This is a genomic window from Streptomyces sp. AM25 (assembly GCF_058146165.1).
On the sequence record NZ_JBKIWN010000016.1, the window covers coordinates 125,770 to 149,423 of the forward strand.

The window sequence follows — 23,654 nt, forward strand, 5'->3', positions numbered from 1 at the left end:
GCCCGTACTCTTGTGCGCGTGCAGGAAAACCACGATGCCCCCCTCGCGCCCCTGACCACCTTCCGGCTCGGCGGGCCCGCCTCCCGCCTCGTCACGGCCGTCACCGACGACGAGGTGATCGCGGCCGTCCGCGAGGCCGACGCGAGCGGCACCCCGCTGCTGATCATCGGCGGCGGCAGCAACCTCGTCATCTCCGACAAGGGCTTCGAGGGCACCGCCCTGCGCATCGCCACCGAGGGCTTCGTGCTCGACGGCACGTCGCTGGAGCTCGCCGCCGGCGAGAACTGGTCCGACGCCGTCGCCCGCACCGTCGAGGCCGGCCTGGCGGGCATCGAGTGCCTGGCCGGCATCCCCGGCTCCGCGGGCGCCACCCCGATCCAGAACGTCGGCGCCTACGGGCAGGACGTCTCCGCGACGCTCACCGAGGCCGTCGTCTACGACCGCCGCTCCGGCGAGGTCGTCACCGTCCCCAACGCCGAGTGCGGCTTCTCGTACCGGCACAGCCGCTTCAAGCAGGAGCCGGACCGGCACGTCGTGCTGCGCGTCCGCTTCGAGCTGGAGGACGCGGGCGGGCTGTCGGCACCGATCAAGTACCCGGAGACGGCCCGCACCCTCGGCGTCGAGGCCGGCGACCGGGTCCCCGCCGCGGTCGCCCGCGAGACGGTGCTCAGGCTGCGCTCCGGCAAGGGCATGGTCCTCGACCCCGAGGACCACGACACCTGGTCGGCCGGGTCCTTCTTCACCAACCCCGTCCTCACCGCGGCGGAGCACGAGGCCTTCCTGGCCCGCGTGACCGAGCGGCTCGGCCCGGACGTCATGCCGCCCGCGTTCCCCGCGGGCGACGGCATGGTCAAGACCTCGGCCGCCTGGCTGATCGACAGGGCCGGTTTCACCAAGGGCTACGGGACCGGCGCGGCCCGCATCTCCACCAAGCACACGCTCGCCCTCACCAACCGCGGCGGCGCGACCACCGAGGACCTCCTCGCCCTCGCTCGCGAGGTGCGCGACGGCGTCCACGCGGCCTTCGGGGTGACCCTCGTCAACGAGCCGGTCACGGTCGGCGTCAGCCTGTAGCCGTCGCCTCCGGCGTCAGCCCGCGGCCAGCCATTCGTCCACGCCCGCCAGCAGCCGCCCGCGCACGTCCTCCGGCGCCCTGGAGGCCCGGACGGACTGGCGGGCCAGCTCGGCCAGCTCCGCGTCCGTGAAGTCGTGGTGCTCCCGCGCCAGCTCGTACTGGGCGGCCAGCCGCGAGCCGAAGAGCAGCGGGTCGTCCGCGCCCAGCGCTATCGGCACCCCGGCCTCGTACAGCGTGCGCAGCGGCACGTCGGCGGCCTTCTCGTAGACGCCGAGGGCGACGTTCGACGCCGGGCACACCTCGCACGTCACGCCGCGCTGGGCGAGCTTGCGCAGCAGCTTCGGGTCCTCGGCGGCCCGCACGCCGTGGCCCACGCGGCCCGCGTGCAGGTCGTCCAGGCAGTCGCGCACGCTGCCCGGCCCGGCCAGCTCGCCGCCGTGCGGAGCGGCCAGCAGGCCGCCCTCGCGGGCGATCTGGAAGGCGCGGTCGAAGTCGCGGGCGAGCCCGCGCCGCTCGTCGTTGGAGAGCCCGAAGCCCACCACGCCGCGGTCCGCGTAGCGCACGGCGAGCCGGGCGAGGGTACGGGCGTCCAGCGGGTGCTTCATCCGGTTCGCGGCGACGAGCACCCGTATCCCCAGGCCCGTGTCCCGCGACGCGGTCTCCACCGCGTCCAGGATGATCTCCAGCGCGGGGATCAGCCCGCCCAGCCGGGGGGCGTACGACGTGGGGTCGACCTGGATCTCCAGCCACCCCGAGCCGTCCCGCACGTCCTCCTCGGCGGCCTCCCGCACCAGCCGCCGGATGTCCTCGGGGGAGCGCAGGCACGACCGCGCGATGTCGTAGAGCCGCTGGAAGCGGAACCAGCCGCGCTCGTCCGTGGCCCGCAGCTTCGGCGGCTCCCCGCTGCTCAGCGCCTCGGGCAGGTGCACGCCGTACTTGTCGGCCAGCTCCAGCAGGGTCGAGGGGCGCATGGACCCGGTGAAGTGCAGGTGCAGGTGGGCCTTCGGCAGGCGGCGGAGGTCACGAACGTCTTCCATTGGCCGATCCTGCCGCAGGAGGGCGGCCTACGGGAAGCCCGAAAACGTTTCCTGGGCCTGCGCCCCGTGAGGGGCGCGGGGAACTGCGCGATCAACCCCCACCGGCCCGCGCCCGGCCGACTGCGGACGTCGGCCGGGTGCAAGCGAGCCGCAGGCTACTTGGCCTCGGCCAGCAGCTTCTGGACGCGCGAGACGCCCTCGACGAGGTCCTCGTCGCCCAGGGCGTAGGACAGGCGCAGGTAGCCCGGCGTGCCGAAGGCCTCGCCCGGGACGACCGCGACCTCGACCTCGTCCAGGATCAGCGCGGCCAGCTCCACGGACGTGGCGGGCCGCTTGCCGCGGATCTCCTTGCCGAGGAGGCCCTTGACGGACGGGTACGCGTAGAACGCGCCCTCGGGCTCGGGGCAGACGACGCCGTCGATCTCGTTGAGCATCTGCACGATCTTGCGGCGGCGGCGGTCGAAGGCGGTCTTCATCTCCTCGACGGCCTTCAGGTCACCGGAGACGGCCGCCACGGCCGCGGCCTGTGCGACGTTGCTCACGTTGGACGTGGCGTGCGACTGCAGGTTGGTCGCGGCCTTCACCACGTCCTTCGGGCCGATGACCCACCCGACGCGCCAGCCGGTCATCGCGTACGTCTTGGCGACGCCGTTGACGACGATGCACTTGTCGCGCAGCTCGGGCACGACGACCGGCAGCGAGTGGAACTCGGCGTCGCCGTAGACCAGGTGCTCGTAGATCTCGTCCGTCAGCACCCACAGGCCGTGCTCGGCGGCCCAGCGGCCGACGGCCTCGATCTGCTCGCGGCTGTAGACCGCACCGGTCGGGTTCGACGGCGAGACGAAGAGCAGCACCTTGGTGCGCTCGGTGCGCGCGGCCTCCAGCTGCTCCACGGAGACGCGGTAGCCGGTGGTCTCGTCGGCGACGACCGGGACCGGCACGCCGCCGGCCAGACGGATGGACTCCGGGTACGTGGTCCAGTACGGGGCCGGGACGATGACCTCGTCGCCCGGGTCGAGGATCGCGGCGAACGCCTCGTAGATCGCCTGCTTGCCGCCGTTGGTGACGAGCACCTGGGACGCCTCGACCTCGTAGCCGGAGTCGCGCAGCGTCTTCGCGGCGATGGCGGCCTTCAGCTCGGGGAGGCCGCCGGCGGGCGTGTAGCGGTGGTACTTGGGGTTGCGGCAGGCCTCCACGGCGGCCTCGACGATGTAGCCGGGCGTCGGGAAGTCGGGCTCGCCGGCGCCGAAGCCGATCACCGGGCGCCCGGCGGCCTTGAGGGCCTTCGCCTTGGCGTCCACGGCGAGGGTGGCGGACTCGGAGATCGCACCGATGCGGGCGGAGACCCGGCGCTCGGTGGGGGACTGGACGGGGGGGACGGGCGGAGTCGCAGCGCTCATAGAGGCATCGTCGCAGACCCGGCAGGAGGCGGACACATACGTTTCGCAGAGCAGTCATCCACATCGCCGCAAAGGCCCGCCGGAGGCCCGTGGAGGAGACCGTTCCGGCCCTCCGCACCGCAAGCCGTTCGACGCTGGGCCCAGGACCACGTACACTCATGCGTCGTTGGCCCCTCACCGGCAACTCCAGTCCACGCACTCCGTGCGTCCGGGCGGATGCGGTACGTTGGGGGAACCACAAAGGGTCGTAGCTCAATTGGTAGAGCACTGGTCTCCAAAACCAGCGGTTGGGGGTTCAAGTCCCTTCGGCCCTGCTACACGCATCGTCACCAGGTGCGTGCGTGCAGATGTACTGATGCACCGCCGTGCGGCTCGAACCGGGCGCGGCACGGCCACGACCCGGATTCAGGTGAGGACGTAGTGACGGAAGCCCTGGGCTCCACCGCGACACCTGAGAGCGGTCGTCCTGAGGACGAGCTGGCCTCCAAGAAGGGCCGCCGTGGCGGGAAGCGCGGGAAGAAGGGCCCTCTGGGCCGCCTCGCGCTGTTCTACCGCCAGGTGGTCGCGGAGCTCCGCAAGGTCGTCTGGCCCACCAGGAATCAGCTGTCGACGTACACCACCGTGGTGATCGTCTTCGTTGTCATCGTCATTGGACTGGTGACCGTGATTGACTATGGGTTCAACCAGGCCGTCAAGTACGTCTTCGGCTGAGCCCGCGCGTAAGGCGGCCTCCAGGGAGGTTCGCCTCTTCGCACGTTCCACCCCTTGAAGCCAGGAAGAAGCAGCCACGTGTCTGACCCGAACCTGAACGACGCCGTCGACTCCGTCGAGAAGGCCGAGGCCGACGTGGACGCGGCGGCCGTCTCGGCCGAGGTCGAGGGCGACGACACCGCGCAGGAGATCGTCGAGAACGCCGACGGCACCGACGAGCTCGACGCAGAGGAAGCCGCCGCGGGCGAGCCGGCCGAGGAGGCCGCTCTGCACGTCGAGAGCGACGAGGACGCTGCTGCCGCCGAGGCGGCCGACGAGGCCGCCGCCGAGCTGCCCGTCCAGGAGGCCCCGGCCGACCCGATCGCCGCCCTCCGCGAGGAGCTGCGCGGCCTGCCCGGCGAGTGGTACGTCATCCACACCTACGCGGGCTACGAGAACCGTGTGAAGACCAACCTCGAGCAGCGCGCCGTCTCGCTGAACGTCGAGGACTACATCTTCCAGGCCGAGGTGCCGCAGGAAGAGGTCGTCCAGATCAAGAACGGCGACCGCCGCACCGTCCGCCAGAACAAGCTCCCCGGCTACGTGCTGGTGCGCATGGACCTGACGAACGAGTCCTGGGGCGTCGTCCGCAACACGCCGGGCGTCACCGGCTTCGTCGGCAACGCCTACGACCCGTACCCGCTGACCCTGGACGAGATCGTCAAGATGCTCGCCCCGGAGGCGGAGGAGAAGGCCGCCCGCGAGGCCGCCGAGGCCGAGGGCAAGCCCGTGCCGTCCCGCAAGGTCGAGGTCCAGGTGCTGGACTTCGAGGTGGGCGACTCGGTCACCGTCACCGACGGCCCGTTCGCGACGCTGCAGGCGACGATCAACGAGATCAACGCCGACTCGAAGAAGGTCAAGGGCCTCGTCGAGATCTTCGGCCGCGAGACCCCGGTCGAGCTGAGCTTCGACCAGATCCAGAAGAACTAGCTTCCAGACATCCGAGAGGCCAGACCGGACCCGGTCTGGCCTCTCGGTTTTTGGCCCGGCCACGTTACCCGTTATCGTGGTGCGGTATGCCTGCGCGCAGTGTGTGCAGGCGCAAAACCTCTCACTAGGACCCGGAGAGAGCAATGCCTCCCAAGAAGAAGAAGGTCACGGGGCTTATCAAGCTCCAGATCAGCGCCGGTGCCGCGAACCCGGCTCCGCCGGTCGGCCCCGCGCTGGGCCAGCACGGCGTCAACATCATGGAGTTCTGCAAGGCCTACAACGCCGCGACCGAGTCGCAGCGTGGCATGGTCGTGCCGGTGGAGATCACGGTCTACGAGGACCGTTCCTTCACCTTCGTCACCAAGACTCCGCCGGCCGCGAAGCTGATCCTCAAGGCTGCGGGCGTGGAGAAGGGCTCCGGCGAGCCGCACAAGACCAAGGTCGCCAAGATCACCGAGGCGCAGGTCCGCGAGATCGCCACCACCAAGATGCCCGACCTGAACGCCAACGACCTGGACGCCGCGGCGAAGATCATCGCCGGCACCGCGCGCTCCATGGGCGTCACGGTCGAGGGCTGACGGCCACCACCTCGCAGTACCCGTGGAAGGGCCGGCGCGGTCCGTACCACGAACTCCATAAACACTGAGGAGAAGCAGTGAAGCGCAGCAAGAACCTCCGCGCTGCGGACGCCAAGATCGATGCGGAGCGCCTGTACGCCCCGCTCGAGGCCGTCCGTCTGGCGAAGGAGACCTCCACCGCCAAGTTCGACGCGACCGTCGAGGTTGCCTTCCGCCTGGGTGTCGACCCGCGCAAGGCCGACCAGATGGTCCGTGGCACCGTGAACCTTCCGCACGGCACCGGTAAGACCGCCCGGGTCCTGGTCTTCGCGACCGGCGACCGTGCCGAGGCCGCGCGTGCCGCGGGCGCCGACATCGTCGGTGCCGACGAGCTGATCGACGAGGTCGCGAAGGGCCGTCTGGACTTCGACGCCGTCGTCGCCACCCCGGACCTCATGGGCAAGGTCGGCCGCCTCGGCCGCGTGCTCGGTCCGCGTGGTCTGATGCCGAACCCGAAGACCGGCACGGTCACCCCGGACACCGCCAAGGCTGTCACGGACATCAAGGGCGGCAAGATCGAGTTCCGCGTCGACAAGCACTCGAACCTGCACTTCATCATCGGCAAGGTCTCGTTCGACGACACCAAGCTGGTGGAGAACTACGCCGCGGCCCTGGAGGAGATCCTCCGTCTGAAGCCGTCGGCCGCCAAGGGCCGCTACGTCAAGAAGGCGACCCTGGCCACCACGATGGGCTCGGGCATCGCCCTGGACCCGAACCGCACCCGCAACCTGCTGGCCGAGGACGAGACCGTCTGAGACCGCTTGTAACGGGCTTCCACCGGGCCCCGCACCCTTTCTGGGTGCGGGGCCCGGTGCGTTGTCCGGGGGCGGTGCGGCGGGGCCGGATATCCGGTTGCCGGGCTGTTGGTGCCCGGGGATATCGTCCGTACAACATCGTTTATGGGGGGTCGTGTTCATGAATCGCCGTACGCTCCACGTCACCACCGGTATGGCCGCCGGGCTGCTGCTCTGCGGGGCCGTCACGGGCTGCTCGTCCTCGGACGGCAAGCGCACCGCCACATCGGCCGCAGCCTCCTCGGAGGCCGCCTCCGGGGCCTCTGCAGCCGCCGTGCAGGCCGCAGCGAAGAAGGCCGCGGAGCTGAAGTCCCTGCGGGTCGAGATGAGCGGCACGACGCCGGGCGTCCCGGGGCGGATGAAGGCCGAGATGGCGATGACCATGGACCCGAAGGCCATGGAGATGAACATGGAGGTCCCCGGCCAGGGGGAGACCGGCAGGGTCACGATCAAGCTCGTCGGGGACGCCATGTACCTGGGCGGCAGCGAGAAGATATCCGGCCAGCTGGACGGCAAGCACTGGATGAAGCTGCCGCTGAACGGCACGATGAAGGACTCCCCGGACGGCATGGGCGCGGCTCGCCAGGACCCGTCCGCCCAGACGGGCCTGCTCACCGGCTCCAAGGACATCAAGAAGGTCGGCGAGGAGACCGTCGACGGCATCCCGGCCACGCACTACGCGGGCTCCGTCACAGCCGACGAGATGGACAAGGCAGTCGGTCAGGGCGGCAGTGACGCGACCAAGGAGAGCCGTCGCAAGTCGGTCGAGCAGCTCCGGCAGCAGGGCATCCAGAAGCTCGACGTCGACCTGTGGATCGACAAGAACGGCCGGCCGGTGCAGATGCACGAGCGCGGGCAGGCCGCCAAGGGCCCGCTCGACATGACGATGGTCTTCAAGGACTTCGACAAGCCGGTCACCATAGAGGCCCCGGCGGCCGGCGACACGGCCGACATGGGCGACCGCCCGGGTGGCCTGGGCGGCGGTCCGGGCGGGGCCCCGAAGAGCCTCTGAGCCGTCCGGCCGGCCTCGATTTGCCTGACCGCAGGTCGCTCACCTATGGTGTCCCGGAAGCCAAAGACCGCTGGTCGTTGCTGTGCCTCCGTCTCGGAGGCGTGGTGGCCGAAGGATCCGCTAGCTGCGGGCGACCTGCGCAGGTGACTGTGGTTGCAACTCCCATACGGATGTGAGTCCGTCTGGTCGAGTCACGCCCCGAGCGCCTGCGCCGGGGCGTTTCGTTTTGCCTCAGGTCCCTTCTCGCGCCTATGCGGTCCGACATCACCCGGAAGGAGGCCGAGGCTCATGGCGACGTCCGCCAAGGCCGCCGCGGTTGCCGAGCTGACGGACAAGTTCCGCAGCTCCAATGCCGCTGTGCTGACCGAGTACCGCGGTCTCACCGTGGCGCAGCTCAAGACGCTGCGCCGTTCGCTCGGTGAGAACGCGCAGTACGCCGTGGTGAAGAACACGCTGACCAAGATCGCGGCCGAAGAGGCCGGGTTCCAGCTCGACGCCCAGCTTTTTGCTGGTCCGACGGCTGTCGCCTTCGTCACCGGTGACCCGGTGGAGTCGGCGAAGGGTCTCCGTGACTTCGCCAAGGACAACCCCAACCTGATCATCAAGGGCGGTGTCCTTGACGGTAAGGCGCTGTCCGCCGATGAGATCAAGAAGCTTGCGGACCTCGAGTCCCGCGAGGTTCTGCTCAGCAAGCTGGCCGGTGCCATGAAGGGCAAGCAGTCCCAGGCTGCCTCGCTCTTCCAGGCGCTGCCGACGAAGCTCGTCCGCACTGCGGACGCTCTTCGCGCCAAGCTCGCCGAGCAGGGCGGTGCCGAGTAATTCGGCTCGCGCATTGACCGGTGCCGCTTGAGGCGCCGGTCGCAGCGGGCCGTACGCCCGCCGACATGTACATCCCGGCACCTGCCGAATTAGTGGAAGGACCCGCCACCATGGCGAAGCTGACCAAGGACGAGCTGCTCGCGCAGTTCGAGGAGATGACCCTCATCGAGCTGGCCGAGTTCGTCTCCGCCTTCGAGGAGAAGTTCGACGTCACCGCCGCCGCCGCTGCGCCGGTCGTCGTCGCCGGTGCCGCCGGTGGCGCCGCTGCCGCCGAGGTCGAGGAGAAGGACGAGTTCGACGTCATCCTCACCGCCGCCGGTGACAAGAAGATCCAGGTCATCAAGGTCGTGCGTGAGCTGACCTCCCTGGGTCTGAAGGAGGCCAAGGACCTCGTCGACGGCACCCCGAAGCCGGTCCTCGAGAAGGTCGCCAAGGACGCCGCGGAGAAGGCCGCCGAGTCCCTCAAGGGCGCCGGCGCCTCCGTCGAGGTCAAGTAACACCTGCCGGCCCGGGCCCCTGCGGCCCCGGTCGGACAACTCAAGGGCGATCACCCATGCGGGTGGTCGCCCTTGGGCGTTCCCGGGACGGATGCGTGTGACTGTCGGAGGGTGCGAGTATGGTGATCTTCGTTGTCCGGGGTGCTCGAGGGGGCGCCCGGGAGCCCGGGGGCCTTGACGAACGGCACGCCGCGCGCAATTCTCAGGACGCGTCGCCACATCGATCCTCCGTCCGAGGCATGGATCGAAGGCGGGCAGGGAAGTATCGTCATGCGCTTCCGGCGCATGGCTCGCGTCAGGCGTGGGCCGGGCGCAGGTCGGGCGCAGCGGACGGCGAGGAACAACAGGATCCCGGAGGGAGAGATTGGTATCGCACCGGTCTCCGGAAATCCGCTCTGGACATCAGTGGGCCAAGTGGCTACACTGACCCTTTGCGCTGCCTGTTAGCTGCTCCCTGCCCGTCACCAGGGGCATGCCCACTTCCGAGCATTGCTGAGAGAGACCCTCTGACCTGGGATTTCTCCCCGTGCTGCACGTAGTGGGACCGGTACGCGCGTAGTGAGTCCGAGCCCTCGGAAGGACCCCCTCTTGGCCGCCTCGCGCAACGCCTCGACCGCCAATACGAACACCGGCGCCAGCACTGCCCCGCTGCGCATCTCCTTTGCGAAGATCAAGGAGCCCCTCGAGGTTCCGAACCTCCTTGCGCTGCAGACCGAGAGCTTCGACTGGCTGCTCGGCAACGCCGCCTGGAAGGCTCGCGTCGAGGCTGCGCTGGACAGTGGTCAGGACGTCCCCACCAAGTCCGGTCTGGAGGAGATCTTCGAGGAGATCTCCCCGATCGAGGACTTCAGCGGGTCGATGTCGCTGACCTTCCGTGACCACCGCTTCGAGCCCCCGAAGAACTCCATCGACGAGTGCAAGGAGCGCGACTTCACGTACGCGGCTCCGCTCTTCGTCACGGCCGAGTTCACCAACAACGAGACCGGCGAGATCAAGTCCCAGACGGTCTTCATGGGCGACTTCCCGCTCATGACGAACAAGGGCACCTTCGTCATCAACGGCACCGAGCGTGTCGTGGTCTCGCAGCTGGTCCGCTCGCCGGGCGTCTACTTCGACTCGTCGATCGACAAGACCTCCGACAAGGACATCTTCACCGCCAAGATCATCCCGTCCCGGGGTGCCTGGCTGGAGATGGAGGTCGACAAGCGCGACATGGTCGGTGTCCGCATCGACCGCAAGCGCAAGCAGTCCGTCACCGTCCTCCTGAAGGCGCTCGGCTGGACGACCGAGCAGATCCTCGAGGAGTTCGGCGAGTACGAGTCCATGCGCGCCACCCTGGAGAAGGACCACACCCAGGGCCAGGACGACGCGCTGCTCGACATCTACCGCAAGCTGCGCCCGGGCGAGCCCCCGACCCGTGAGGCCGCGCAGACGCTGCTCGAGAACCTCTACTTCAACCCGAAGCGCTACGACCTGGCCAAGGTCGGCCGCTACAAGGTCAACAAGAAGCTGGGCGCGGACGCCCCGCTCGACGCCGGTGTGCTGACCGTCGACGATGTCATCGCGACGATCAAGTACCTGGTGAAGCTGCACGCGGGCGAGGTCGAGACGGCCGGCGAGAACGGCTCCTCGATCGTCGTCGAGGTCGACGACATCGACCACTTCGGCAACCGCCGCCTGCGCAACGTCGGCGAGCTCATCCAGAACCAGGTCCGCACCGGTCTGGCCCGTATGGAGCGCGTCGTCCGCGAGCGGATGACCACCCAGGACGTCGAGGCGATCACGCCGCAGACCCTGATCAACATCCGGCCGGTCGTCGCCTCCATCAAGGAGTTCTTCGGCACCAGCCAGCTGTCCCAGTTCATGGACCAGACCAACCCGCTGTCGGGTCTGACCCACAAGCGCCGTCTGTCGGCGCTGGGCCCGGGTGGTCTCTCCCGTGAGCGGGCCGGCTTCGAGGTCCGTGACGTTCACCCGTCGCACTACGGCCGCATGTGCCCGATCGAGACCCCCGAAGGCCCGAACATCGGTCTGATCGGCTCGCTCGCGTCCTACGGCCGCGTCAACGCGTTCGGCTTCGTGGAGACCCCGTACCGCAAGGTCGTCGAGGGTCAGGTCACCGACGAGGTGCACTACCTGACCGCCGACGAGGAGGACCGCTTCGTCATCGCCCAGGCCAACGCCGCCCTCAACGAGGACCTGCGTTTCGCCGAGCCGCGCGTCCTGGTCCGCCGCCGTGGCGGCGAGGTCGACTACGTCGACCCGTCCGAGGTCGACTACATGGACGTCTCGCCGCGCCAGATGGTGTCGGTCGCGACCGCCATGATCCCGTTCCTCGAGCACGACGACGCCAACCGCGCGCTCATGGGATCGAACATGATGCGCCAGGCCGTGCCGCTGATCAAGGCCGAGGCCCCGCTCGTCGGCACCGGCATGGAGTACCGCTGCGCGGTCGACGCCGGTGACGTCATCAAGGCCGAGAAGGACGGTGTCGTCCAGGAGGTCTCCGCCGACTACGTCACGGTGGCCAACGACGACGGCACGTACAACACGTACCGCGTCGCCAAGTTCTCCCGGTCGAACCAGGGCACCTCCTTCAACCAGAAGGTCGTCGTCGACGAGGGCGCCCGCGTCGTCGCCGGCCAGGTGCTCGCCGACGGTCCGTCCACGGACGAGGGCGAGATGGCCCTCGGCAAGAACCTCCTCGTGGCGTTCATGCCGTGGGAGGGCCACAACTACGAGGACGCGATCATCCTGTCGCAGCGCCTCGTCCAGGACGACGTCCTCTCCTCGATCCACATCGAGGAGCACGAGGTCGACGCCCGTGACACCAAGCTGGGCCCCGAGGAGATCACCCGGGACATCCCGAACGTCTCCGAGGAGGTCCTCGCCGACCTCGACGAGCGCGGCATCATCCGCATCGGTGCCGAGGTCGTGGCCGGCGACATCCTGGTCGGCAAGGTCACCCCGAAGGGTGAGACCGAGCTGACCCCGGAGGAGCGCCTGCTCCGCGCGATCTTCGGTGAGAAGGCCCGTGAGGTCCGTGACACCTCGCTCAAGGTCCCGCACGGCGAGATCGGCAAGGTCATCGGCGTCCGCGTCTTCGACCGCGAAGAGGGCGACGAACTGCCCCCGGGCGTGAACCAGCTGGTCCGCGTCTACGTGGCCCAGAAGCGCAAGATCACCGACGGTGACAAGCTCGCCGGCCGCCACGGCAACAAGGGTGTCATCTCCAAGATCCTTCCGGTCGAGGACATGCCCTTCCTCGAGGACGGCACCCCGGTCGACATCATCCTCAACCCGCTCGGTGTCCCGTCCCGAATGAACCCGGGACAGGTCCTCGAGATCCACCTCGGCTGGCTCGCCAGCCGCGGCTGGAAGGTCGAGGGCGACGAGGACTGGATGAAGCGCCTCCAGGCGATCGGCGCCGACGAGGTCGCCGCCGGCACCAACGTCGCGACCCCGGTCTTCGACGGCGCCCGCGAGGACGAGATCGCCGGTCTCTTCGAGTCCACGATCCCCAACCGCGACGGCGAGCGCCTCGTGCTCCCGTCCGGCAAGGCCCGGATGTTCGACGGCCGCTCCGGCGAGCCGTTCCCGGACCCGATCTCGGTCGGGTACATGTACATCCTCAAGCTGCACCACCTGGTCGACGACAAGCTGCACGCGCGTTCGACCGGTCCGTACTCCATGATCACCCAGCAGCCGCTGGGTGGTAAGGCTCAGTTCGGTGGCCAGCGCTTCGGTGAGATGGAGGTGTGGGCGCTGGAGGCATACGGCGCCGCATACGCCCTCCAGGAGCTGCTGACCATCAAGTCCGACGACGTCACCGGCCGTGTGAAGGTCTACGAGGCGATCGTCAAGGGCGAGAACATCCCCGAGCCCGGCATCCCCGAGTCCTTCAAGGTGCTCATCAAGGAGATGCAGTCTCTGTGCCTCAACGTGGAGGTGCTGTCCTCGGACGGCATGTCCATCGAGATGCGCGACACCGACGAGGACGTCTTCCGCGCTGCGGAGGAGCTCGGTATCGACCTGTCCCGGCGCGAGCCGAGCAGCGTCGAAGAGGTCTGACGGGTCTGGTGGGGGGCTTCCCCCGGGAAGCCCCCCACCGTCCCCGGACCCCCAGACCACTGATGTAGAGCCCATATCCCGCCACGGCGGGAGGGCACGAACCCTGAAAGAGGGATTGACGACAAAGTGCTCGACGTCAACTTCTTCGACGAGCTGCGGATCGGCCTGGCGACCGCGGACGACATCCGAACCTGGTCCCACGGCGAGGTCAAGAAGCCGGAGACCATCAACTACCGCACCCTGAAGCCGGAAAAGGACGGGCTCTTCTGCGAGAAGATCTTCGGCCCCACCCGGGACTGGGAGTGCTACTGCGGCAAGTACAAGCGTGTCCGCTTCAAGGGCATCATCTGTGAGCGCTGTGGCGTCGAGGTCACCCGCGCCAAGGTGCGCCGTGAGCGGATGGGCCACATCGAGCTCGCCGCCCCCGTCACCCACATCTGGTACTTCAAGGGCGTTCCGTCCCGCCTGGGCTACCTGCTGGACCTGGCCCCGAAGGACCTCGAGAAGGTCATCTACTTCGCCGCCTACATGATCACGTGGGTGGACGAGGAGCGCCGTACGCGCGACCTGCCCTCGCTGGAGGCCCACGTCTCCGTCGAGCGCCAGCAGATCGAGCAGCGCCGCGACGCCGACCTCGAGGCCCGCGCCAAGAAGCTCGAGGCCGACCTGGCCGAGCTCGAGGCCGAGGGTGCCAAGGCCGACGTGCGCCGCAAGGTGCGCGAGGGCGCCGAGCGTGAGATGAAGCAGCTGCGCGACCGTGCGCAGCGCGAGATCGACCGCCTCGACGAGGTCTGGAGCCGCTTCAAGAACCTCAAGGTCCAGGACCTCGAGGGCGACGAGCTGCTCTACCGCGAGCTGCGCGACCGCTTCGGCACCTACTTCATGGGTGCGATGGGCGCCGCCGCGCTGCAGAAGCGCCTGGAGTCCTTCGACCTGGACGAGGAGGCCGAGCGCCTCCGCGAGATCATCCGTACCGGCAAGGGCCAGAAGAAGACCCGTGCGCTCAAGCGCCTCAAGGTCGTCTCCGCCTTCCTGCAGACCCGCAACAGCCCCAGCGGCATGGTGCTGGACTGCATCCCGGTCATCCCGCCGGACCTGCGTCCGATGGTGCAGCTGGACGGTGGCCGCTTCGCGACCTCCGACCTGAACGACCTGTACCGCCGTGTCATCAACCGCAACAACCGTCTGAAGCGTCTGCTCGACCTCGGTGCCCCCGAGATCATCGTGAACAACGAGAAGCGGATGCTCCAGGAGGCGGTCGACGCCCTCTTCGACAACGGCCGTCGCGGCCGCCCGGTCACGGGCCCCGGCAACCGTCCGCTGAAGTCCCTCAGCGACATGCTGAAGGGCAAGCAGGGTCGATTCCGTCAGAACCTGCTCGGTAAGCGTGTCGACTACTCGGCCCGTTCCGTCATCGTCGTCGGCCCGCAGCTCAAGCTGCACCAGTGCGGTCTGCCCAAGGCCATGGCGCTGGAGCTCTTCAAGCCGTTCGTGATGAAGCGCCTGGTGGACCTCAACCACGCGCAGAACATCAAGTCGGCGAAGCGCATGGTCGAGCGCGGCCGCACGGTCGTGTACGACGTGCTGGAAGAGGTCATCGCGGAGCACCCGGTTCTGCTGAACCGTGCGCCCACGCTGCACCGCCTCGGCATCCAGGCCTTCGAGCCGCAGCTGGTCGAGGGCAAGGCCATCCAGATCCACCCGCTCGTCTGCACCGCGTTCAACGCGGACTTCGACGGTGACCAGATGGCCGTCCACCTGCCGCTCTCCGCGGAGGCGCAGGCCGAGGCCCGCATCCTGATGCTGTCCTCGAACAACATCCTCAAGCCGGCCGACGGCCGTCCGGTCACCATGCCGACCCAGGACATGGTGCTCGGTCTGTTCTTCCTCACCACCGACGAGGAAGAGCGCAAGGTCATCGGTGAGGGCCGGTCCTTCGGCTCGGTCGCCGAGGCGATCATGGCGTTCGACGCCCGTGAGCTCTCGCTCCAGGCGAAGGTCGACATCCGCTTCCCGATCGGCACCGTTCCCCCGCGCGGCTGGGTTCCCCCGGTCGCCGAGGAGGGCGAGCCGGAGTGGCAGCAGGGCGACTCGTTCCGCCTGCGCACCACCCTGGGCCGCGCGCTCTTCAACGAGCTGCTGCCCGAGGACTACCCGTTCGTCGACTACTCGGTGGGCAAGAAGCAGCTCTCCGAGATCGTCAACGACCTGGCCGAGCGCTACCCCAAGGTCATCGTGGCGGCGACGCTCGACAACCTGAAGGCGGCCGGCTTCTACTGGGCGACCCGTTCCGGTGTCACCGTCGCGTTCTCGGACATCATCGTCCCCGAGGCCAAGCGCGCCATCGTGGCGGGCTACGAGGCCCAGGACGAGAAGGTCCAGAAGCAGTACGAGCGCGGTCTGATCACCAAGGACGAGCGCACGCAGGAGCTCATCGCGATCTGGACCAAGGCGACCAACGAGGTTGCCGAGGCGATGAACGCGAACTTCCCCAAGACGAACCCCATCTTCATGATGGTTGACTCGGGTGCCCGAGGAAACATGATGCAGATGCGGCAGATCGCCGGTATGCGTGGTCTGGTGTCGAACGCGAAGAACGAGACCATCCCGCGACCCATTAAGGCGTCGTTCCGTGAGGGTCTCACCGTGCTGGAGTACTTCATCGCCACGCACGGTGCCCGTAAGGGTCTCGCGGACACCGCTCTGCGTACCGCCGACTCGGGTTACCTGACCCGTCGTCTGGTGGACGTCTCGCAGGACGTGATCATCCGCGAGGAGGACTGCGGCACCGAGCGCGGCCTCAAGCTGTCGATCGCCTCCAGGGGCGAGGACGGCGTCCTGCGCAAGGCCGAGGACGTCGAGACGTCGGTCTACGCCCGCATGCTGGCCGAGGATGTCGTCGTCGACGGCAAGGTCATCGCGCCGGCCAACGTCGACCTCGGTGACGTGCTCATCGACCAGCTCGTCGCCCACGGCGTCGAGACGGTCAAGACCCGCTCGGTCCTCACCTGTGAGTCCGCGGTCGGCACTTGTGCCTTCTGCTACGGCCGCTCGCTGGCGACCGGCAAGCTGGTGGACATCGGTGAGGCGGTCGGCATCATCGCCGCCCAGTCCATCGGTGAGCCCGGTACCCAGCTGACGATGCGTACCTTCCACACCGGTGGTGTGGCCGGTGACGACATCACCCAGGGTCTGCCCCGTGTCGTCGAGCTCTTCGAGGCCCGTACCCCGAAGGGTGTCGCCCCGATCTCCGAGGCCGCCGGCCGCGTGCGGATCGAGGAGACCGAGAAGACCAAGAAGATCGTCGTCACCCCGGACGACGGCTCCGACGAGACCGCGTTCGCGATCTCGAAGCGTGCCCGTCTGCTGGTCACCGAGGGCGAGCACGTCGAGGTGGGCCAGAAGCTCACCGTGGGTGCCACCAACCCGCACGACGTCCTGCGGATCCTCGGCCAGCGCGCCGTCCAGGTCCACCTGGTCGGCGAGGTCCAGAAGGTCTACAACTCGCAGGGTGTGTCGATCCACGACAAGCACATCGAGATCATCATCCGGCAGATGCTGCGCCGCGTGACGATCATCGAGTCCGGCGACGCGGAGCTGCTGCCGGGCGAGCTCGTGGAGCGCTCGCGCTTCGAGTCCGAGAACCGTCGGGTCGTGACGGAAGGCGGCCACCCGGCCTCCGGCCGTCCGCAGCTGATGGGTATCACCAAGGCCTCGCTGGCGACGGAGTCCTGGCTGTCGGCCGCCTCCTTCCAGGAGACGACCCGAGTCCTGACGGATGCGGCGATCAACGCCAAGTCCGACAGCCTCATCGGCCTCAAGGAGAACGTCATCATCGGTAAGCTCATCCCGGCCGGTACGGGTCTCTCCCGCTACCGCAACATCCGGGTCGAGCCGACCGAGGAGGCCAAGGCCGCGATGTACTCGGCCGTCGGCTACGACGACATCGACTACTCGCCGTTCGGCACGGGTTCGGGCCAGGCGGTGCCGCTGGAGGACTACGACTACGGTCCGTACAACCAGTGAGTTGATTGATCCGCGCGCAGGGCGGTCACCCCGAAACGGGGTGACCGCCCTGCGGCGTTTCAGCGTGCGTCTTATCGTGCGGTGAGCTGGAACACGGAGACGGCGACCCCCGCGACCGCCGTCACCGCTCCGATACTGGCGAGCGGCCAGCGGTTGCGCTCCAGCGCGTCCAACCGGGCTTCATGGTCGGCCAGTTGCTTGTCGGTCTGATCGCTGCGCTGCACGAGCAGCGCGAGCGACCCGTCGACGCGGGCGAACCCGGCCTCCATGGTGCCGCGCAGCCGCTCCAGTTCGAGGGCGACGGGGGATGCGGGCTCGTCACTCATGCGTGGCCCCGTGCGCCCGGTGCTTGTCCAGCTGCTTGTCCGGCTGCTCGGTGCGCAGCCAGGTGGGCAGCAGCGTCTGAACGGCCGGCAGCGCCATGACGCGCGCGAGCCCGCCGGCCACGGCGAGGGCGCCGGCGACCCAGGGGAGGGAGGCGGGGATGCCGGAGGCGTCGACGATCGCGGGAAGCGCGACGGCGAGACCGACGGCGGTCTGGAGGAGGGTGCGGAGGGTCCGCTTGGCGGCGTCGGACACGGAATTGCCTTTCGGGGATTTCGGGGCTTTCGGGGTCAGGAGTGGGGGACCTTCAGCGCGTCCCAGGTGACGCGCCCGGGCCGGCCGTCGGCGTCGGAGCCGGTGAACCCTTGCTTGCGCTGCCAGTTGGCGTACGACTGCCGGTCGGCGTCGCTCCAGCGGGGGCCCGGCCCCTGGGAGTAGGCGGAGCAGCCCTCCTCGACGAGGCGGCGTCCCATGGCCGTGACGATGGGGGAGTCGGGCGCCTTGCGGAAGAAGTCGGCGCCGGGGAAGGGCTCGTAGCTGTTGCCGGCGGCGGGGACGGCGAGCTCCTGTCCGGAGTGGATGGTGTCGGGGTCGGACAGGTCGTTGAGGGCGGCCAGCCGGTCGACGGTGGTGGCGTGGGACTCGGCGATGGCGGTGAGGGTGTCGCCGGGCTGGACGGTGTAAGTGGCAGCGGCAGGGCGGGAGTTGGTGCCATCGTTTCGGCCGCTGAGGCGCGCTGCGACGCGGTCGCGCATGTCGGCCATGGCGAAGCCGACGGGGTCGATCTTGGTGTTCGTCCACTCCTTGTGGCCGATGACGGATCCGGCCTCCCAGCCGTGCGCGCGGCACAGTGCGGCCGAGACCCGCTCGATGGCGTCCAACTGGGCGGCGGGCCACGGGTCGTCGCCGTCGCCGAGGTTGATGCACTCGAAGCCGTAGAACCGTGCGTTGCCGTCGGTGTCGTTGGCGGCGGGGCGGGGAAGCGCGGACTCGTTGACGACGGCCGAGAGGACGTCGCTGTCGCCCGTACCGGCGTGGTTGGCGCGGCCGTTGCCGACGAGGTGGACGACGCCGTCCTTGTCGATCACGCCGTGGCAGAGCGGACCGGGGAGCTCGTCGTAGCCGTCGTGGCAGAGCTCGACGGAGGAGGCGGTGCCGGAGGTGACGGTGTGGTGGACGATCACACCGTGGACGGGGCCCCAGGCGCCCTTGTGGTTGCGGTTGTGGTCGCGCCAGTCGTCAACTTCGTCTACCTGGACGCCTTCGGCGCGGAGGGCGGTGACGAATTGGGTGGCGGAGAGGGGAGTTGCCATGCGGGTTCACTCCAGGGGTGCGAATGAGGGCGCCCCGCACCGCCGAGGGGCGGTGCGGGGCGGGGAAACTGGTGTCAGGCGGGGACGGCGTAGGAGACGGTGACGGTCAGTTCGCCCTTCCACGGCTCGGTGCCGCTGATCTGGAGGCCGCGGGGAGGCGTGACCTCCCAGCCGAGCCCGTCGGCGGAGAGCTGCCCGACGACATTGAGGTCACCTCGCCAGTCGATTCCGGCGGTGAGTAGCGTGAATCGCTGGCCGCCGCCGAGGAGCAGGCCGCCTTCGGGAATTCGGACAGTGAACGGGCCGTCGAGCAGGCTGGTGACAGTGAACTTCTCGGTACGCGTCTCGATGGTCTTGATGGCACCGGTAAAGATGGAGCGGGTGGTCATGGGGATCTCCCTTTCGTTGGATGTGTCAGGCCAGCGCGAACCAGTACCGGGTGCCCAGTGCGACGGTTCCGGTGGCCCAGACGATGTCGGTGGGCAGCGCAGTGTTGGCCTTCGTGGGCGACATGACCGTGCGCGGGACGGTGCCGGGGCGGCCGAAGCGGCCCGGGACGTCGTAGCCGCCGTTGCCGGTCATGATCCGGGGGGCGTTGGCCGAGTTGGAGAAGTTGAGCAGCAGCGCGACGACGTAGATGCCGGGCTGGAGTGCTGCGGGGGCGTTCAGTGGGAGGAAGGTGGTCGCGCCACCGACGCTGTGCTCCTCCGGGTAGACCATGCTCAGGTCGGCGGTCTGGGCTATCCGCTTGCCCGAGGCGTTGTAGAGGCCCGCGAAGGAGCCTGCGCCGATGCCACCGGACGCACCGGAGTAACCGAGCGTGTGGACGCAGAGCTCCTTGACCGTGGCCGCCGAGCGTACGACCACGGCGTTGTAGTAGATACGGCCGCTGGCCGGAATGTCACCGGGCGCACTGTTCCTTGCGCTGCTGCCGTCTCCGAGCCCGGGGTCGAACGTCCAGGCCAGGAAGCCGAGATCGGCCGGTGCCCAGGCGTCGGAGCGCGCTGCACTGTCCACGTAGGACTTACGAGCCAGTTGCTCGGGCGCCGTCGGATCGGCCGTCGCGGACGGCACGGTGCTGAAGGTCTTGGCGCCGTCAACAGTCTGCGCTCCGGCGAGCAGCACGGCCCGCCCGGTGGGTTCCGCGCCCACGTCGGAGGCAGTGAGCTGCACGTCGCCGCCGTGGCCGTTGACGGACCGCACGCCCGCAGCGCGCTCGTCCAGCGTGACCGTGGTGCCGTCGGGCTTGCGGTAGGCCAGTGTGCCGCCGTTGGCGTAGAGCACGATGCCGTCCGTGGGCTTGCCGTTCGGCACGGCGGTGGCGTTCTTGATGCCGAGAACGGCCTGGCCGCCCGCGGCGTCGGTGACGGCGGCGCCGATCTGGACGTTGCCGGTGAACTGGGCGTCGGCGGTGGCCGTGAGCCGGCCGGACGGGTCGATGCGGACGCGGGTGGCGCCCGTCGTGTCCTGCACGTCGGCGCCGCGCGCGGTGAACGTACCGGTCACCGCCAGCGGACCGGCGACCGTGCCGCCGGCGGCCGGGAGGGCGCCCACGTCCTCGGCGCCGAGGCGGATGTCGGTCTCCGAGCGGCCGTTGACGGAGCGCACGGGGCCCGCGGGACCGACCGGTCCGGGCGGTCCGGGCGGGCCCGGGAGGCCGGCCACGGCGACGTAATCGGGCGTGTGGGGATCGGTGGGTGCGATCTCGGCGAGATCGGCCTTCGGCTGTGCAGCCGGCAGCAGGATCTTGTACGGGGCGCGCCCCGTCACCCCGGACAGCTTCTCGGTGACGGTGTAGGCCCAGTTCTGCGGGTTCATGCCGGGCGTGTCCGTGGCGGGCAGCGTGACGGACATCCGCCCGTCGGCGTCGAGCGCGCCGGTGACGGGGCCGCCGAGCATGACGTCGCTCGCGCTGTGGGTCAGCAGCGGGGGCGGCTCGAAGACGACGCTGCCGGTGAGGGCGTTGCCGTCCGGGGAGAGATAGCGGGCGGTCACAGTGACCGTGGGGATGGCACTGGGGAGCACGAAAGACGCCTTCCTGTTGTGCGGATGAAGGAGGAGCGGGTCAGGAGAGAACGCCGTAGAGGGCGCGCGGAGAGCAGGCCACGCTGCTGTTGCTGCCGACCGCGCGGGCCTGCACCTTGAAGGTGATGTGGCTGTCGTAGTCCGCACCGATGAGATCGGTGAACTCCAGCGTGCCCTTCGAAGTCGGCCCGACCTGGCGGTCGTTGACCAGCAGCCGGATCTCGCCGCCCAGCGTCGCGGCGATCAGGCAGTAGAGCTTGGGGTGCTGGACGATGGCGTTGCCGTTGTACAGGGTCGTCCAGCCGGTGGAACTGGTGGACTCCCACCTGTCGGTGTTCTCCGGGGTGGGCAGCGGGTACGGGATGAACGGCTTGGCCAGGCCGAAGTTCCTGGAGTCCTCCGCGAAGATGATGTTGCCGTTGCGGTCCCACATGCGGATGGGCTGGACGGGCAGGTCCTGGGCATCGCCCGTCCACACGCTGAAGGCCAGTGAACCGTCGTCGCGCCGGAGGACGACACCTTGCTGGAACTGGTTACCTGGCCGGTCGGGGTAGACCCGGCCGACGTAGGCGAGGTCCTTGCCATCGGGGGTGCGTACCGTCAGCGACCCGCCGTCGCCGATGACGACCCGGCCGCCCTGGATCTCGTCCATCCGGGGACGGGTGTTGGCGCTGCCCATGAGGGCGCGTACCTGGCGCTCCAAGTCGCGGATGCGGTCGAGGAGATCGAGGGGTATGGCAGCCATCAGATTCCTTCCAGATAGAGCTTGGCGGTCTCGGCCTTTGCGCGTTCCGGAGGCGACACGGTCATGCCCACCACCCGGAAGCGGGCGCTGAGCCCTTCCGGGTGCCACAGGTCGGTGATGCGCAGCCTGACCGTGGCGCCGATGAGGGCCGGGGTCATCCGCCCGTCCAGCCGGATGGTGGCCTCCGGGATGAGCTGGGGGCGGCGGGAGCGGTCGAGTTCGGCCCGGGCGAGGCTGTTCAGGGTCGCCCGGTCGCTGACGGAGCTGTGGTCGGAGGTCCCTTCGAGCCGGGGCCAGCCGGCGTCCAGGTCGGCGATCGCCGTCTTCTTCTCGGACATCGTCGGGACGGAGTCCGCAGCCTGATTGCGGTTGGCCGAATCCCCGCGCGCGACCCAGATGTTGGCCTGCAGGGTCGCGTCACTGGGCAGGGAGTAGGACAGCAGTGGCCCGGGTCGGTCGAGCACGATGTCCTGCGTGCCGACGCGGATCTGCGAGTGGCCGAGCTGGAGCCGCTTGACGCGCCGGGCGGTGACGGGGTCGCGGTAGCAGTGGATCCGCCACTCGAAGCCGTCCTGGTGGGCGGCGAGGCCGTCCAGGATCTCGCGGACACGGGCGACGTCCGTGTAGGCGTAGTTCTGGCTGCGGGTGACGCCCGAGATCTCGGTCCCGTACTCGATGCCGATGTCGCCGCCGGGCTGGGCCTGGATGTGGTCGACGAGCGTGCGGACGATGTCGAACTGGTCGACCGGTTCCTTGGCTTCGAGGCTGTTCGACAGGATCCGGTGGTCCAAGTACGAGTCGAAGGTGCCCGCCTGGATCTCGGCCGCCATCCGGCCCTGTTCGTCACCGGACGGTGTGCAGGTCCACAGGATGCCGCCCCACCAGATCTCGCCGCCGCGCTCCAGCCAGACCGCCGTGCGGCCGGGCTGGAGCGCGGTGCGGGCCCGCTGGGCGAGCGCCTGGTCGGGGAGGGGGACCGTGGCGCGCAGCGAACCGGCCTTGCCGATGTAGTCGTCGAACTCGACGCCTGTCAGTGGCAGGCTGTCGACGATCTGGTCGGTGCGCAGGTCGCAGAAGAGTGCTCGGTAGGCGGGCTGGACGGCCGTGATCACTGGGAGGCCTCGTAGCTGCCCCACACGGTGTACCACTGGCCGTCGGAGGCAGTCTCCGGGAAGTTGCCGTCGGCCCAATCGGGGGCGGCCTCGCCGGTGTACTTGCTCGTCGTCCAGCCGCACGCGGCGCCGTTTGCGTGGCGGGTGGTGTCGAGGAAGCAACTTCCCGTGTAGTAGCCCTTGGTGAGGCGGGATCGGAGAAGGCCGTTGATGGCGGGGCCGGTCGGGCGGACCGGCAGGGAGAGCCACCAGTTGCCGTTCGTGTCGGCCCACTTCGTGCTCGAACCGATCTTCAGCGTCGCGGTGAAGTGGACGATCGCACCGTCGTGCAGATACCGGCCGTACAGCGATCCGTTTCCGATAACCGGCTTCGGTCCGTTGTCCGCGCCCCACTCGGGCGTGTAGTCCTGCCAGCGCGGCCGCGGCTCCGGGTACACCTTCCACTGCGCACCGTCCCAGCGCTCCAGGCCCGTACCGGTGTCGCGGTACTGGCCGGGGTAGGCGCCGGGGAAGTTCAGGCCCCAGCCGCGCGGGATGATGCCGCCGACGGAGACGGTGGCGCGGCGGCGGTCGCGGACGGCGGTGTCCCAGTCGATGCCGCCCTTGCCGGCGGAGGCGCCGGCGGGCACGGTCACTTCGGCCAGGGCGAGGGCGCCGGCGGGCGTCGAGGGCGCGGCCGGGTTGGCGGCGGGAACGCCCTGGACGATCTCGATGACGGCCTCGGTGCGGTTCGAGGCGTCCTGCTGGGCGTCGTAGACGCGCACGACGACGAGGTCGACGCGCGGGTTGCTCGCGTCGCCGTCGGTGAAGACGAGCGGGACGTAGTCGGTGACGGTCACCGGGTAGGCGCCGGCCTGCTCGGTGCTCTGGACGACGGCGCGGCCCGGTGCGATCTTGCCGGTCATGCCCGCCTGGTCGCCGAAGACGTACAGGCCGTCCATGACGTACTTGCCGTACTGGGAACCGGGGATCACACCGTCGCGCGAGGCCAGCACGCCGGACGGGGTCATGGTGCCGAGCGGGGCGAGCCGGGTGTCGACGCGGGACTGACCGCCGCCTGCGTCGGTGCGGTTGAGCAGCCATGCGCTGCGGACGCTGTTCATCTCG

Annotated in this window: 20 protein-coding genes and 1 tRNA gene; 11 read left to right on the top strand and 10 right to left on the bottom strand. The window is 69.1% G+C overall.

Annotation, left to right across the window (positions count from 1 at the left end; genetic code table 11):
* The first annotated feature begins 18 nt into the window (after nucleotides 1-18).
* Nucleotides 19-1,074 carry a UDP-N-acetylmuramate dehydrogenase gene (locus tag ACLHRZ_RS22680; RefSeq protein WP_490420328.1) on the top strand — a complete coding sequence of 352 codons (1,056 nt, stop codon included), beginning with the start codon at nucleotides 19-21 and terminating at the stop codon, nucleotides 1,072-1,074.
* 15 nt (nucleotides 1,075-1,089) lie between these two features.
* Here ACLHRZ_RS22680 and ACLHRZ_RS22685 read toward each other — a convergent pair whose 3' ends face one another.
* Together ACLHRZ_RS22685 and ACLHRZ_RS22690 are read right to left on the bottom strand one after the other, a co-directional pair.
* Nucleotides 1,090-2,112 carry an adenosine deaminase gene (locus tag ACLHRZ_RS22685; protein ID WP_490420329.1) on the bottom strand — a complete coding sequence of 341 codons (1,023 nt, stop codon included), beginning with the start codon at nucleotides 2,110-2,112 and terminating at the stop codon, nucleotides 1,090-1,092.
* 155 nt (nucleotides 2,113-2,267) lie between these two features.
* Nucleotides 2,268-3,512 carry a pyridoxal phosphate-dependent aminotransferase gene (locus ACLHRZ_RS22690; RefSeq protein WP_490420330.1) on the bottom strand — a complete coding sequence of 415 codons (1,245 nt, stop codon included), beginning with the start codon at nucleotides 3,510-3,512 and terminating at the stop codon, nucleotides 2,268-2,270.
* 241 nt (nucleotides 3,513-3,753) lie between these two features.
* On the opposite strand from ACLHRZ_RS22690, the gene ACLHRZ_RS22695 reads away from it, so the two are divergent.
* From ACLHRZ_RS22695 to ACLHRZ_RS22740, 10 genes are all read left to right on the top strand, one after another.
* Nucleotides 3,754-3,826: transfer RNA gene (locus ACLHRZ_RS22695), tRNA-Trp, on the top strand.
* 106 nt (nucleotides 3,827-3,932) lie between these two features.
* Entirely contained in the window at nucleotides 3,933-4,223 is a 291-nt protein-coding gene (secE, locus tag ACLHRZ_RS22700) for a preprotein translocase subunit SecE (RefSeq protein ID WP_490420331.1), read from the top strand.
* A gap of 78 nt (nucleotides 4,224-4,301) precedes the next feature.
* Nucleotides 4,302-5,192, top strand: a complete 891-nt coding sequence (gene nusG / locus ACLHRZ_RS22705; RefSeq protein ID WP_490420332.1) for a transcription termination/antitermination protein NusG — start codon at nucleotides 4,302-4,304, stop codon at nucleotides 5,190-5,192.
* A gap of 143 nt (nucleotides 5,193-5,335) precedes the next feature.
* A complete protein-coding gene (gene rplK / locus ACLHRZ_RS22710) occupies nucleotides 5,336-5,770 on the top strand; it encodes a 50S ribosomal protein L11 (RefSeq protein ID WP_490420333.1) in 435 nt (144 codons plus the stop codon).
* A 77-nt stretch (nucleotides 5,771-5,847) separates the two neighbouring features.
* Nucleotides 5,848-6,564, top strand: a complete 717-nt coding sequence (gene rplA / locus ACLHRZ_RS22715) for a 50S ribosomal protein L1 (protein ID WP_490420334.1) — start codon at nucleotides 5,848-5,850, stop codon at nucleotides 6,562-6,564.
* A gap of 160 nt (nucleotides 6,565-6,724) precedes the next feature.
* The gene (locus ACLHRZ_RS22720; protein WP_490420335.1) at nucleotides 6,725-7,615 is read left to right on the top strand and encodes an SCO4651 family lipoprotein; all 891 of its coding nucleotides are present in this window, start codon (nucleotides 6,725-6,727) and stop codon (nucleotides 7,613-7,615) included.
* A gap of 288 nt (nucleotides 7,616-7,903) precedes the next feature.
* The gene (rplJ, locus tag ACLHRZ_RS22725; RefSeq protein ID WP_336413076.1) at nucleotides 7,904-8,434 is read left to right on the top strand and encodes a 50S ribosomal protein L10; all 531 of its coding nucleotides are present in this window, start codon (nucleotides 7,904-7,906) and stop codon (nucleotides 8,432-8,434) included.
* Between the two features lie 110 nt (nucleotides 8,435-8,544).
* Nucleotides 8,545-8,931, top strand: coding sequence for a 50S ribosomal protein L7/L12 (gene rplL / locus ACLHRZ_RS22730; RefSeq protein ID WP_490420336.1), 387 nt, complete (start codon nucleotides 8,545-8,547; stop codon nucleotides 8,929-8,931).
* Nucleotides 8,932-9,519: 588 nt separating this feature from the next.
* Nucleotides 9,520-13,002 carry a DNA-directed RNA polymerase subunit beta gene (gene rpoB, locus ACLHRZ_RS22735; protein WP_490420337.1) on the top strand — a complete coding sequence of 1,161 codons (3,483 nt, stop codon included), beginning with the start codon at nucleotides 9,520-9,522 and terminating at the stop codon, nucleotides 13,000-13,002.
* Between the two features lie 126 nt (nucleotides 13,003-13,128).
* Nucleotides 13,129-17,028, top strand: coding sequence for a DNA-directed RNA polymerase subunit beta' (locus tag ACLHRZ_RS22740; protein ID WP_490420338.1), 3,900 nt, complete (start codon nucleotides 13,129-13,131; stop codon nucleotides 17,026-17,028).
* A gap of 71 nt (nucleotides 17,029-17,099) precedes the next feature.
* On the opposite strand, the gene ACLHRZ_RS22745 is transcribed toward ACLHRZ_RS22740, so the two are convergent.
* The 8 genes from ACLHRZ_RS22745 to ACLHRZ_RS22780 all read right to left on the bottom strand — a co-directional run bounded on the left by ACLHRZ_RS22745 (nucleotide 17,100) and on the right by ACLHRZ_RS22780 (nucleotide 23,650).
* Nucleotides 17,100-17,354, bottom strand: coding sequence for a hypothetical protein (locus ACLHRZ_RS22745; RefSeq protein ID WP_490420339.1), 255 nt, complete (start codon nucleotides 17,352-17,354; stop codon nucleotides 17,100-17,102).
* On the bottom strand, nucleotides 17,347-17,607 hold the full coding sequence (locus tag ACLHRZ_RS22750; RefSeq protein ID WP_490420340.1) for a hypothetical protein: 261 nt from the start codon (nucleotides 17,605-17,607) through the stop codon (nucleotides 17,347-17,349). Before ACLHRZ_RS22750 ends, ACLHRZ_RS22745 begins: the two co-directional genes overlap by 8 nt.
* 35 nt (nucleotides 17,608-17,642) lie before the next feature.
* Nucleotides 17,643-18,665, bottom strand: a complete 1,023-nt coding sequence (locus ACLHRZ_RS22755) for a peptidoglycan-binding protein (RefSeq protein WP_490420341.1) — start codon at nucleotides 18,663-18,665, stop codon at nucleotides 17,643-17,645.
* Between the two features lie 74 nt (nucleotides 18,666-18,739).
* Nucleotides 18,740-19,054: a hypothetical protein gene (locus ACLHRZ_RS22760; RefSeq protein ID WP_490420342.1), complete on the bottom strand. Its 315-nt coding sequence runs from the start codon at nucleotides 19,052-19,054 to the stop codon at nucleotides 18,740-18,742.
* Between the two features lie 25 nt (nucleotides 19,055-19,079).
* Nucleotides 19,080-20,690 (bottom strand): phage tail protein, encoded by a 1,611-nt coding sequence (locus ACLHRZ_RS22765; RefSeq protein WP_490420343.1) that lies wholly within the window; start codon nucleotides 20,688-20,690, stop codon nucleotides 19,080-19,082.
* A 40-nt stretch (nucleotides 20,691-20,730) separates the two neighbouring features.
* Nucleotides 20,731-21,435 carry a hypothetical protein gene (locus ACLHRZ_RS22770; RefSeq protein ID WP_490420344.1) on the bottom strand — a complete coding sequence of 235 codons (705 nt, stop codon included), beginning with the start codon at nucleotides 21,433-21,435 and terminating at the stop codon, nucleotides 20,731-20,733.
* Nucleotides 21,435-22,547: a hypothetical protein gene (locus tag ACLHRZ_RS22775; RefSeq protein ID WP_490420345.1), complete on the bottom strand. Its 1,113-nt coding sequence runs from the start codon at nucleotides 22,545-22,547 to the stop codon at nucleotides 21,435-21,437. The genes ACLHRZ_RS22770 and ACLHRZ_RS22775 overlap by 1 nt, the downstream gene beginning before the upstream one ends.
* Nucleotides 22,544-23,650 (bottom strand): hypothetical protein, encoded by a 1,107-nt coding sequence (locus ACLHRZ_RS22780; protein WP_490420346.1) that lies wholly within the window; start codon nucleotides 23,648-23,650, stop codon nucleotides 22,544-22,546. Before ACLHRZ_RS22780 ends, ACLHRZ_RS22775 begins: the two co-directional genes overlap by 4 nt.
* Between the last annotated feature and the right edge of the window lie 4 nt (nucleotides 23,651-23,654).

Excerpts from the sequence above, each read along its gene's own strand:
- ACLHRZ_RS22685 (WP_490420329.1), bottom strand. The coding sequence starts at position 2,112 with ATGGAAGACGTTCGTGACCTCCGCCGCCTGCCGAAGGCCCACCTGCAC.
- ACLHRZ_RS22690 (WP_490420330.1), bottom strand. The coding sequence starts at position 3,512 with ATGAGCGCTGCGACTCCGCCCGTCCCCCCCGTCCAGTCCCCCACCGAG.
- rplK (WP_490420333.1), top strand. The coding sequence starts at position 5,336 with ATGCCTCCCAAGAAGAAGAAGGTCACGGGGCTTATCAAGCTCCAGATC.
- ACLHRZ_RS22720 (WP_490420335.1), top strand. The coding sequence starts at position 6,725 with ATGAATCGCCGTACGCTCCACGTCACCACCGGTATGGCCGCCGGGCTG.
- rplJ (WP_336413076.1), top strand. The coding sequence starts at position 7,904 with ATGGCGACGTCCGCCAAGGCCGCCGCGGTTGCCGAGCTGACGGACAAG.
- rplL (WP_490420336.1), top strand. The coding sequence starts at position 8,545 with ATGGCGAAGCTGACCAAGGACGAGCTGCTCGCGCAGTTCGAGGAGATG.
- ACLHRZ_RS22745 (WP_490420339.1), bottom strand. The coding sequence starts at position 17,354 with ATGAGTGACGAGCCCGCATCCCCCGTCGCCCTCGAACTGGAGCGGCTG.
- ACLHRZ_RS22755 (WP_490420341.1), bottom strand. The coding sequence starts at position 18,665 with ATGGCAACTCCCCTCTCCGCCACCCAATTCGTCACCGCCCTCCGCGCC.
- ACLHRZ_RS22760 (WP_490420342.1), bottom strand. The coding sequence starts at position 19,054 with ATGACCACCCGCTCCATCTTTACCGGTGCCATCAAGACCATCGAGACG.
- ACLHRZ_RS22770 (WP_490420344.1), bottom strand. The coding sequence starts at position 21,435 with ATGGCTGCCATACCCCTCGATCTCCTCGACCGCATCCGCGACTTGGAG.
- ACLHRZ_RS22780 (WP_490420346.1), bottom strand. The coding sequence starts at position 23,650 with ATGAACAGCGTCCGCAGCGCATGGCTGCTCAACCGCACCGACGCAGGC.